Below are 7,130 nucleotides of genomic sequence, written 5' to 3' on the forward strand. Positions count from 1 at the left end.
GGTGGCGCACGTCGCCCTCCGCAACGGGCAACCCTTCGGCCAGCCCCAGATGCGCCGCCCTGTTCATCAGGTCGCCGCGGATGCCGCGAAGCAGGACCGAACCGACAGCCTTGCGCGCCATGCTGAGAATCCGCCCACGCAGTTCGCTCTCCCACGAGGACGGAATAAAGACGGAAAAGAACAACTCCGGGTCAATGGAATTGAAGCCCGAAATATACCCCTCCATCCGCTGCTTGAACTCCTCCGGCGTCATGTGCATGTCCGGCACGGCGGCTGCTGTGCGGCCAAGGAGCTGATAGCGCTCAAAGTCGGTCTTCAGGGACTCCTGCACGGTGATAACGTCGCGCGATTCCTTCCATACCCGGTAGTGCCCAACCGCCATCCCCAGCACCCACACCGCCATAATCCCCACTACGGCGGCCTGCATGCCGCGCACAGTGCGGCGGCGTGCCACCATCAGTCTGTCCGCTGGCGAGGCAAGGCCCATTTCGCCAAAGATTTGCTTGGAAAACACATCGTGCACAAAGGTGGTACGGCGTCCTCGCCCTTCGCCGTAGTGCCCGCAAAAATACACGCCCCGACAGGGCACGCTCTGCATCTGGGAGCGGGGCTGAAAGATGGTCCGCAGGCGCAGGGTCAGCGCGGGGAAGAGGTCCTCAAAATATTCACGCAGGCGGAAGATACGTCCGGCGTCGTCCGGGGGGTGCGGCGCGGCAAACACGCTCTGGGTGGCGCTGTCCAGGCTGCTGAGAATACTGCCGCAGATGTCCTCTTCCCAGCTTTTGGCGTAGGCGGTGTCCGGCGTTTTGGGGCTGGTCCAGCCAAACATTTGCCGCAGGGCCTCATCGCCCACCGCGCGCTGCAAGGCATCAAAGCCCGGCACCTGCTCGCACCCAGTCACAAGCACATACACGGGCAGGCTCATACCAAGGGCGTCCTGAATCCGCTCCAACCGCTCGGCAATGCGGTGGCCTGCGGCCTCAGCCGCGCGCTCGGCCTCAAAGGTACCCGGCTCCTGTCCGCACAACTCCTGCGCGCCAAGGGTGACCACCACAGCGTCCAACGGGCGGCGAGGCCGCACCGCGCGAAAGGCCCGCAGCAGCGTCGCCGCGTAGGCATCCCCGGCCTTGCCATGGGCAAAAAACGCCCGCGCCGACGGGGCAAACACCACGCCATCGCGCAGGACGGCAAAGTGCAGCGCCTCGGCGCGGCAGTGGCACTGGTCGTCCTCTACGCCAAGGCGCGCAAGCTCGGCCACCACGTCGCTCTGCCCCGCGTCCTCGTCGCCAAAGAGCAGCACCCACGGCACGCTGTACTTCTTGCGGCGCGACATATTGGCAAAGCCAAGGGCCTTGCGCAGTTGACCGAATGCTCCCTTAACGCCCTTCGCGGCGTCCTCGGCATCGCCCTCGCCCGCCGCCGGGGCCTCACCGTCGGCCCCGCCCTCTGCCGCCTCCTCTTCCGCCTTGGCCTTTTTGCGCTTTTTCTGCGTGGCAACAAACACGGAGAACAGCACACCAGACAGCATCGTCAGCATGCCCACGAGGGCAAACAGGACGTGCGAGTACTTGTACACGGTGTACATGAAGCCATCGAGCAGATGCGCTATGCTCATCCGTGGTCTCCGCCTCGTCAGCCAACGATTTCAAGCAGAAGCTGCCGCATGGTTGCGGTCTCCCATACCCAGACGCCGTGCGAGACTGCCAACAGCATCAGGGCCACCATGGCCACCCACGCCCACCACCTCCTCAGTGAGGGCAAATTCTGTGTTCGCGCCGGGTGCAGCACGCGGCCGTAGGCATCGGCAAACAGCATGTCGCCGCCCTGCCGCGCGCCGCCAAGGGCCTCCTCCAGCTGCCTGCGGTACTGCGCCAACGCCGGGGCGTCCTCCGGCGCGGCGTAGCGCCCCTTGAAGCCCAACCCCAACACAAGGAGCACGGTCTCCATCAACGGCGCATCCGCGGCGTCACGGCGCTGAAGCAGCCGGTCCGCAATGCTGAATATCCGCTCGCCGGACTCGCGGGTGCCAAACAGCCGTTCCTCCAGCAGGTTCGTCTTCCAAAAAGCCCGGCCCGCCCACGCGCGCGAGAGCAAAAGATCATCCGCCAACGCCGCAAGGGCGTACTGCGTCAGCACACCGCCGGAGCCTGCGCAGCCGGGCTGTACATGTTCTCCGCTCGCGGCGCGCCCGCCCAATTGCCGTTGCAGGATGCCCAGCAGGCGGGCGTGGTGCTCCGCAGCAGCGCGAGGAGCGTCCTCGGCGTCCTGCGCGAAGGCCTCATCCATGACGCTCTCCAGCGCCCGGTAAAATTCACGAACCTGCTCCATTGGCGAATCCACTTGCATACCGGTTCCCTACACTTCGCCCGTGGGTTCAGGGCGCTTGGTCTTCTGCCGCTTTCCTGCGCCGCTGGGGCGGGACGAGTGCCCGTCTGCCGCGCAGGGCTGATACAGCACAATGGCGGCGGGCGGACGCACAGCCCCGCCCTGCACGCTTCCGGCAATCTGCACCACACCCTGTGGGTCGATGGTGGCGGGGTCGACATTCACGGCAAAGAGCGCCGTATTCGCTGGCGCAACAAATTCGCCCTCGCGCTGCACCTTGCGGCGGGTGGCGCCCAAAACGCGGCGGTCCGTAAAGTGCTCAAAGCCGTCGCTGGCGCCGATAATCGCCTGCCGCATCCAGCGCTCCGCATCCTCGGCGCGCTGGCCGGAGCGCGGCACGACGCCAAGCAGCATTTCTTCGCCAATATCCAGCCCGCTGAGGTCCAGCGAAAACGTTTCGCCATCAAGGGCAAAGCGGTGTTCCTGATAGCTTTCGGCAACGCCGCGATCGAGCACGCGGGCGATGTAGCCCACCACCTTGGCAAAGGCGGCGTAGGCTTCTTCGTGGTGATATTCCACACGGGGCGGGAGCACGGCGCGGCCAACGGAGCTCACACTCCCGGCAAGGCCCTGCAGGGCAAGAAAGAGTGAAAACGGATGCGCCGCGCCACTGTAGAGGAGGGATTCCGCCAGCGGCAGCCACGAAAGCAGCCCCGCCAGCCCAAGGCGCGACTCCAGCAGGTACGAGGCATCCTTCCTGCCGGCAGACGTGATGCGGTCGCCTACAATCATGGCCTTTTTGCGGACGATGCGGACAATACGCTCACTCAGCGCAAACACGGACGTCCCCGGGCGCACCAAAAGCGAGGGCGGCATATAGTCCGACAGGCTTAGTCCGTCCTGCTTGGAGACCACTTCAGCAAGGGGAAGGGACACATACTGCGCGGACGGCGCGCCCCCTGCGGCGAGGGCGATGCGGGGACGAAGCAGGGGAACATGAATGGCGTTTCCTGTGCTTTCATCCACCACAGGGCCACTTTCGTAACTTTCATACCGGGCATTTTCGCCGCGCACCTCGCGCCCGGGCATGGACGCAGGCACCGTCAGATACACCCGCACGCCGCCGGAGCGCATGCCGTCCTCGTACGGGGCGAGGTCGATTTCCAGCGGCTGGTCGGAGCTGTCATACCGCGCCACAAGGCCATCCGGCATGACCGCTTCCAGCGCCCGTACGCGGAAGACGCCGCCAAGCAGCAGCTGCGAGTCCACCTCGCACCGCACCACGCCCCACGAAAAGGGCGCGCCCGCGCTCATCCGGTACTGCACCAGTTGCTCGTTTCGCCTATCCATCACCTGAAAGTGCTGGGGCGAAAGCAGCATTCCCTCATGCCACTGCACAGCGTCAAACATCCCATTGCCATTACCCACAAGGCACCTCTTTCGTGGTCATTGCGCTTCGTGTGCGGTCGTCTTTACAGGCTGAACCACAAACCCTTTCCGCTGGAACACACAGTGCAGGTCCGCCGCGGTCTTGCTTATGAAGCGGTGTTCGCCTTCCGTCAGATAGTCCGCGAAAATAATGAGCATTGTACTGCGCAGCTTGGTGGGCACGGTCACGTCCGGCACCGTCGTCCCCGGCACGTACTCGCGGTGGACGATGTCGTAGTCCGTGCCCTTGGTGAAATCCCGAAAGAACTGCGCCTTCTTTTGGTTCCACGTCCGCGCGGACAACCCGGCAAGCTGGCCGCCCACCTCGTCCGAGTAGACCATGATGAAATCCACGGGCACGGCGGTGTTCGCGTTGGCGTCCGGGGCGATGGTTACCGTGATGACTATTTCGCTTTTGGCGGACCACATGCCAAGGTGGTTGCCGTAGCAGCCCCACAGGGCAAGGCACGCAGCGCAAGCGCAAAAAACAGCGCACCACACGGGACCACCCACACTGCCCCGCCAGTATCCCGCGCCAAAACCGAAACGCGCCGTCATTCCACCTCCGCAAGCCGCCTGTAATAACGCCAAGAAGCAACACTTTTTGCCATCTATATGTATACCACGATAGATTTCTTTTTTCCAAGTATCATACATAAAAAACGATACAATTCAGCCATACTGCGTCAGCAAGGCGCGCTAACACCTTGCAAAACAACATGTATTGCACAGGCCATGCAGAGCCTTCTGCGCCCAACTGTTTCCTTCCATATTTCGCCCGGATAGCCCGCCCCCATTGCGGCTCATCACACGCAAGCAGGCCGGAGCATCAATGATGCTCCGGCCTGCTCAGTGCCGAAAAGTGGCGTCAGGCGGTCGTTGCCGTCTACGCCCTACGCCGTCAAAAGCTGGGGGCGAAGGGATGGAGTCCCGCTCTGCCTAGCGCGCGGCCGCCGTGGCTCTCCCTGCGCCTAGTACCTTGGGCAAGCGAGGTGCGTCCTGCCCCCCCAAAAAAACATGGAACCCCCTTCTATCCAGGAACGGAGGTCACAGCTTACGGTGGTACAGGTTGGCACCTCGGGTCTGCCTCCCCAGCGTGCATTTGAATCAGTCACCACCCCACTTGTACCACGGGTCGTCGTGGCCGTTTCGCTCCAGATAGGTGTTGGACTCGTGCTGGCCCGCGCCGGGGGTATTCCATGGCGCAACGGGGTCATCGCGGTCCGGGAGCTGGTTCCACGGGGCAAGGGCGTCGTCCCGCTTTCCCGGCTGATTCCACGGAGCAAGGGGGGCGTCGTTACGGAACCGGCGCTCGTCGGGACGGTCCTGACCATACTGGCCGGGCAGCCGAGGCGCAGAGCCATACTCCTCAGCCAGCGCCGCTCCCGCGTCGCCAAGGCCAAGCACCACCCCGGCGCACAATGCCGCAGTCCACAGCCTACGCCACAACAAGGTCATACTTCGGCAGCAGCTGGCGCAGCACGTAGGACCGGTGCAGGGCCGCGGCTTGATAGAAGTGGAAGACGTCAAGATCAAGCACCTGACTGGAGTCGCGCGTGTCGTCCATGAGCTTGATTCCCTCATTCCAAGGCTCCGGGTCGTACGCCGGAATGACAAAACGGTCCCCGCCAAGCAGCGAGCCGTCCGCCGCCTGCGTGGTCCACGCGTCACACCGCGCCTCCTTCTCGTCCGCAAGGCGCAGCACCTCCTTCACGGCGTCCTCAATGTCATCAAAGGGGTGCACCGCCCCGGACGCAAGCTCCGGGTGCTCGTGCCCATAGCGCACAAAGATGCCATGCAGCGCCCGGCACGCCTCAAGGAAGGTCTTCTGATTGTCCCGCTCCTTCGGCCCGTTGCCGCGGTGCTCGTAGTCGAACTCCCACCTCAGGTAGGGCTGGTCCGGGTACGTCGCCACACCGCCATGCCCCAACGCGCCGGACAACTGCTCCGCAAAAAAAGCACCGCATCGCGTCGTATACTTCTCGCAGAAGGATTCCATGGTGCATTCCTTGCCACTGCCCCCGCCATGAAAGTCGATGCTATCCTGCTCCACCTCATTGGCCGCGCAACTGACGCCGCAGAAGCCGTAATGGGAATACGTATCCGCAAAAACATGCGCCAGCACGCCAATAAGCGCCGAGGAAAACCGCCCGGCCCGCAGCCCCAGATGATGCGCCACCAACTCCTGCACCACAGGGCTGTTCATGCGGCACATCAGCCGCTCCTCATAGGTTGCCCCCTCCGCGCCGGGCAAAAAGTGAAACGGCACCCACACCTGCCGTTGGTCGTCGGCGTTGATGTTCTCAATCTGCTCACAGTGGTGCGCCGTAGCACGAAGCTGAAGCATCGCGCCGTCATCAAAGTCGCACGGGCGCTCCTCCGCATTATCATCCACAAACTGCGCCGACGTGGCGATTTTCCGCGCTGTTTCTTCATTCAGGCCTGCCGCGTAGGCCAGGGCGTATGTGCCGTAGTAGTGCATGTCGAGCTGCATATGTCCTCCTTCTGCTCGGTGCCGCATAAAGTACGGAGAACATATACCCACACCATAGACCTGTCTATAGCCACATAAATACAACTGCTTGCGCAGAAATCAGCATGCACCTTGACAATATGGGGGCGCTTTTCTTATAGTTGCGCATCGCAACTACTTTCATAGGGAAGATATCATGACATCACATCTCACACGCCGACTCCGGCGCACATCGCGCAGTTTGGCCCGGGAGTGGAAGCTGGTCGCAGGCCGCGCGGACCAGATGGGGCTCACCGTTCCCGAGGCGCACGCCCTTATCGAACTCTCCTCCACCAGTCTCTCCGTTCAGGCCGTGGCCGACACGCTGCTCATTGACAAATCCGGGGCCAGCCGCGCCCTTGCTTCGCTTGCCAAACAGGGGCTGGTGGAGTCCGCTCCGGATGCCCATGACAAGCGCGCCAAGAACTTCACCATCACGCCAGAGGGACTGCGCCGCGTGGAAGCCGTCCACACCGAGGCCGACGAGTTGGTTTCCGGCGCATTGGAGCTTCTGGCCGAGCATGAACAGGCCGCCGTCATGCAGGGCCTTGAAACCTACGCCAAAGCGCTGCGCTATCGCCGCCTACAGGAGGGGTTCGCCTTCCGCCCCATCACGGAAGCAGACGACGACGCCGTTGCGGCCATCATCCGCGATGTCTCGGAAGAATACGGCCTGCGCGCCGAGGACGGCTACGCCGTGGGCGACCCCAGCGTGGACCGCATGACCAACACCTACGCCGCCCCCGGCAGCCGCTACTGGGTGCTGGAGCGTGAAGGACGCGTTGTGGGCTGTGGCGGCATTGCCCCCCTCCCCACCGACGAAGGCCACTACTGCGAGCTTCAAAAAATGTACTTCCTGCCCGAG

The 7,130-nt window shown here is 63.3% G+C and carries 7 protein-coding genes; 1 reads left to right on the plus strand and 6 read right to left on the minus strand.

The annotated features are described in order from the left end of the window. The 6 genes from ACY69P_RS12200 to ACY69P_RS12225 all read right to left on the minus strand — a co-directional run. Nucleotides 1-1,615 (minus strand): type VI secretion system protein (locus tag ACY69P_RS12200; protein WP_462327665.1); only part of this gene is annotated, 1,615 nt, incomplete at its 3' end. A 17-nt stretch (nt 1,616-1,632) separates the two neighbouring features. Next, nucleotides 1,633-2,328, minus strand: a complete 696-nt coding sequence (locus ACY69P_RS12205) for a DotU family type IV/VI secretion system protein (RefSeq protein ID WP_462327666.1) — start codon at nt 2,326-2,328, stop codon at nt 1,633-1,635. Nucleotides 2,329-2,355: 27 nt separating this feature from the next. After that, a complete protein-coding gene (gene tssK / locus ACY69P_RS12210; protein WP_462327667.1) occupies nt 2,356-3,753 on the minus strand; it encodes a type VI secretion system baseplate subunit TssK in 1,398 nt (465 codons plus the stop codon). An 18-nt stretch (nt 3,754-3,771) separates the two neighbouring features. Continuing rightward, the gene (locus ACY69P_RS12215) at nt 3,772-4,311 is read right to left on the minus strand and encodes a hypothetical protein (RefSeq protein WP_459901822.1); all 540 of its coding nucleotides are present in this window, start codon (nt 4,309-4,311) and stop codon (nt 3,772-3,774) included. Nucleotides 4,312-4,860: 549 nt separating this feature from the next. Continuing rightward, the gene (locus tag ACY69P_RS12220; protein ID WP_462327668.1) at nt 4,861-5,211 is read right to left on the minus strand and encodes a hypothetical protein; all 351 of its coding nucleotides are present in this window, start codon (nt 5,209-5,211) and stop codon (nt 4,861-4,863) included. Next, a complete protein-coding gene (locus ACY69P_RS12225) occupies nt 5,192-6,247 on the minus strand; it encodes a DUF6765 family protein (protein WP_462327669.1) in 1,056 nt (351 codons plus the stop codon). The genes ACY69P_RS12220 and ACY69P_RS12225 overlap by 20 nt, the downstream gene beginning before the upstream one ends. Before the next feature lie 175 nt (nt 6,248-6,422). On the opposite strand from ACY69P_RS12225, the gene ACY69P_RS12230 reads away from it, so the two are divergent. Then, the coding region (locus ACY69P_RS12230) for a bifunctional helix-turn-helix transcriptional regulator/GNAT family N-acetyltransferase (protein WP_462327670.1) at nt 6,423-7,130 on the plus strand (708 nt) is incomplete at its 3' end.

This window comes from Desulfobaculum sp., from assembly GCF_054921475.1.

Bases quoted from the DNA above. Each gene is read 5' to 3' on its own strand.
- ACY69P_RS12225 (WP_462327669.1), bottom strand. From the start codon at position 6,247: ATGCAGCTCGACATGCACTACTACGGCACATACGCCCTGGCCTACGCG.
- ACY69P_RS12215 (WP_459901822.1), bottom strand. From the start codon at position 4,311: ATGACGGCGCGTTTCGGTTTTGGCGCGGGATACTGGCGGGGCAGTGTG.
- ACY69P_RS12205 (WP_462327666.1), bottom strand. From the start codon at position 2,328: ATGGAGCAGGTTCGTGAATTTTACCGGGCGCTGGAGAGCGTCATGGAT.
- ACY69P_RS12220 (WP_462327668.1), bottom strand. From the start codon at position 5,211: ATGACCTTGTTGTGGCGTAGGCTGTGGACTGCGGCATTGTGCGCCGGG.